The following is a 3,315-nucleotide window of genomic DNA, read 5'->3' on the forward strand; positions in this document are numbered from 1 at the left end:
TAGGTTTTCGTATTTCATTTGGGAATTGTAAATCTTCAGGATACTTTCGCAAGAGGTCTATTGGACGACGGGGGAGGACAAGCCGCTTTTTATCGGTCGTTTCCCCTGTATGGTTTGTGCCATCCGCGATACGGGCGGAGGGCTTCAAGGCTTGCACATGACCTATCTTCAGACGACCTATGACAAGCCATACGGGGAAGACGGGCTACACGCCCCGCATTATCGAAAGCTGGCAATCAAACACCCCGAAACGGGCGAAGCCCTGCCCGCCAAGAAAATGCAGAGCCGCAAACAGGGCAGTATTTCAGGGCTGGCGGTTCACTTGTTTCCTACCCCTGAAAACGGACGGCTTGTCATCGCAGAGGGCATAGAAACCGCCCTTGCCGCCCGCGAACTGTTCCAAGCCCGCGATTGGGGCTTATCCGCCGCCTTGAGCGCAAACAGCATGGCGAAATACCGACTTTCAGACGACCTCAAGGAAATCGTGATTATTGCCGATAACGACACGCCGCGCCCCGTGGGTTTCAAAGCCGCGCATGATTTGGCAGTCCGAGCCATCAAGCAGGGCATCAAGGCGCGCATATGGCAGAGCGACACACTGGGCTATGACGCATTGGACGAACTGAAAGAAGCAAAAAGGTCGTCTGAAGCCCAATCAGACGACCTGAAACACACCATCGGAGGAAAAGCAGCATGAAAAATACCGAAACAGCGAAGCAGGAAAGCATCAAAGGCTACAACATCAACGACATCGAACCATACCGCCCGCGCCCCCGCTTCGATACCGACCATCGGGGCGTATGGTGGATAAACGTCAGGACAGGCAAAGACGGAGAAGCCATCGAAGCAGAGCCGCTATTACTTTCCGACCCTATCGACATCATCGGCACGGGGCAGGACAACGACGGCGCGTATTACCGCGTTATCCGCTGGCAGGACAAAATCACACGCCAAACCAAGACCGCCGCCATCCCGCAAGCGGAAATCGGCACGGTTCAGGGCTGGCAGCGTTTGCAGGGTTACGGCTTAACCGTCATGAGCGGGCGGGCAAAAAGGGAGCGGCTGGCTGACTATTTGCAGACACAGGGCAGCCGTACCGCCTTTACCATTACCGACCGCGCGGGCTGGCACGGCGACACCTACATCATGCCCAGCGGCGAAACCATCACGGCAGACGGCAAAACCCCCGCCGTCATCTACAACGGCGACACCAGCCAAGCGGCGGCATACCGACCAACTGGAGAACTTGGCGACTGGCAGCAAAATATCGCCCGATACGCAGCGGGAAACAGCCGCCTATGCTTGGCATTGGGCGCGTCCTTTGCCGCCCCCTTGCTGTCCCTGTTGAGCGAAGAATCGGGCGGTTTCCACCTGACGGGCGATTCATCCGACGGCAAGACCACCGCCGCAAAAGCAGCCTTGAGCGTATGGGGCAGACCATCGGGCAGCCTGTTGTCTTGGAGCGGCACGAAAATAGGCTTTTCCAATACCGCCGCCGCCCGCAATGACGGCTTGCTGGTGTTGGACGAAATCGGGCAGGCAAGCCCCCACGTCATCGGCGACACCGTTTACAGCGTCATGAACGGAATCAACAAAGTACAGGGCGCAAAACAGGGCGGAAACCGCGCCTTGAGCCGCTGGAAAGTGATGATGTTCTCGACAGGAGAAAAGACCCCCGATTCCATCCTGAAACACCACAAAGGCGATTGGAACGCAGGGCAAGCCGCCCGCCTGCCCAGTATCAGAGCCGCCGCCCGATACGGTATTTACGACATCTTGCACGGCTTCGAGAGCGGCGCATTATTGAGCGAACATATCGCCCAATCCGCCGAACAATATCACGGAGAAGCGGGCAGGGCTTTCATCCGACAGCTTTCAGACGACCTAGAGCAAGCCAAACGGCAGGCAAACGAGCGAATGACCGCATTTATGGAGACCGTCCCCGAACTGTCAGGGCAGGCACGAAGAGTAGCAAAACGCTTTGCCCTTGCCGCCGCCGCTTTGGAGCTTGCCGCCCCCGTTACCGGTTTAGCCGCCGGCGTAGGCATGGCAGGCGTGAAACAATGCTTTGACGAATGGCTGGAAACCAACGGGGCGGGGAAACACGAAGACCGCCGAATCATCGAGCAGGCGGAGGACTTTATCGACCTATACGCGTTAGGTATGAGGTTTACGGATTGGAGCGATAAAAGCACCAATAAAGACCATGCAGGCTATCGGAAACAGGAGGGGGAGAAATTGGAATTGTGGGTAATCCGCCGTGTCTTTGCCGATGAAATCGCCCAAAGTTTCGATGAATTAAAAGTTTGCCGTGTGTTGTTAGACGGGGGATTGCTGAAATACAACCACAAAAACAAAGGCTACCAACACCAGCGCAAAGGGAGCGGCTGGTATTATGTTCTGACCCCAAATATGGAACTAGAAGACTGACCGTTTGCATGAGGTTAATTCAAAACGCCCACCAAGCCCGCCATGACTGATACAGGCGGGCTTTTTTGCGCCCAACAACGAATTTTTAGAGTCCATAAAAAGGGAAAAGAAGACCAAGACGCGCGAACAGATAAAACCCTATGCGCGAGGCAAAATCATTTGTTACCTTTGTTACCACAAAACTTAACATTTATAACTATATGAATATCAATATAAAAATAAAGAAAAAAAACGGTAACAAATGAACATAAATTTACTTGTTACCGACTTGTTACCATTTGTTACCCTTTTATATTCATATAGTTACGCTTAAAAAACAGGAGTGGTAACAAACGGTAACAAGGTTAAGATATGTGTTTGTTACCACGAAAGCCATGACTGGTAAGTCTTTCAGCCATTGGTAACAAGGTAACAAACGATTTTTGCGTTTTTTGTGTATATACGCTTTTTTGTGTGGGCGCATGACCGACAGAGCCGATACAAACAAAAGCCGTCCGAAAGGCAATATCGGACGGCTGGAAAAATAGAGAAAACACCAGCCCACAAGACGGCGCGTGATTGCCGGTGTTACAATCCGACCATATTTCACAGCTTGGCAGAAATACCACAAAACACCCCTGAAAAATTTTGACTTTGACAAATTTACGGTATTTTTTACGGTATTATTGATTTACTTAAAAATAAAATATATTTAAATCAACATGATATGCTTCCATTTTGAGCCCTGGGACGTAAGTAACAAAATGGAGGCTAAAATCCCCGCAAGCCTTATCCTATAAGGCTTTAAAAGAGGTCAAAGGCTTTGAATACAAAAAAATGCCCTTTTGCGACTCAAAACAAGTCAAAAGGAACGGCTGCCGAAACGGCAAACAACGCTACAAATGC

General features: G+C 51.5%; 3 protein-coding genes. All 3 read left to right on the plus strand.

Going from position 1 to position 3,315, the window contains the following annotated elements:
• Nucleotides 1-109: 109 nt before the first annotated feature.
• A complete protein-coding gene (locus F9B91_RS12085) occupies nucleotides 110-697 on the plus strand; it encodes a toprim domain-containing protein (protein WP_225306657.1) in 588 nt (195 codons plus the stop codon).
• On the plus strand, nucleotides 694-2,430 hold the full coding sequence (locus tag F9B91_RS12090; protein WP_150923305.1) for a DUF927 domain-containing protein: 1,737 nt from the start codon (nucleotides 694-696) through the stop codon (nucleotides 2,428-2,430). The genes F9B91_RS12085 and F9B91_RS12090 overlap by 4 nt, the downstream gene beginning before the upstream one ends.
• Nucleotides 2,431-3,246: 816 nt before the next feature.
• Nucleotides 3,247-3,315 (plus strand): transposase-like zinc-binding domain-containing protein (locus F9B91_RS12180; protein ID WP_419991891.1); only part of this gene is annotated, 69 nt, incomplete at its 3' end.

This window comes from Streptococcus mitis (genome assembly GCF_008763935.1).
Taxonomy (GTDB): Bacteria; Bacillota; Bacilli; order Lactobacillales; family Streptococcaceae; genus Streptococcus; species Streptococcus mitis_DB.